Consider the following 289-nt stretch of genomic DNA (forward strand, 5'->3'; position numbering starts at 1 on the left):
GCCCTCTCTATTAAGGGGGTATAGCTCAGTTGGTAGAGCGCCTGCTTTGCAAGCAGGATGTCATCGGTTCGAATCCGGTTACCTCCACCAATGCCGCCTACGGCGGCAATTTGTAATGGTTTGGTTAGTGATGGGTGATTGAAGAATCACCAATTATAAATCATCAATTGCAAATCAAGATTAAAGGGCCTGTAGCTCAGCTGGTTAGAGCACACGCTTGATAAGCGTGGGGTCACAGGTTCAAGTCCTGTCTGGCCCACCATTTACAAGAAAGTAAGTGGCAAATCGA

2 tRNA genes are annotated in these 289 nt (G+C 47.4%); both read left to right on the forward strand.

Annotated features, from left to right (window positions below):
- Positions 1-14 precede the first annotated feature (14 nt).
- Positions 15-90, forward strand: a tRNA-Ala gene (locus HW115_RS19565).
- 95 nt (positions 91-185) lie between these two features.
- Positions 186-262, forward strand: a tRNA-Ile gene (locus HW115_RS19570).
- Positions 263-289: the final 27 nt, after the last annotated feature.

Source organism: Oceaniferula marina (assembly GCF_013391475.1).
GTDB lineage: Bacteria > Verrucomicrobiota > Verrucomicrobiia > Verrucomicrobiales > Akkermansiaceae > Oceaniferula > Oceaniferula marina.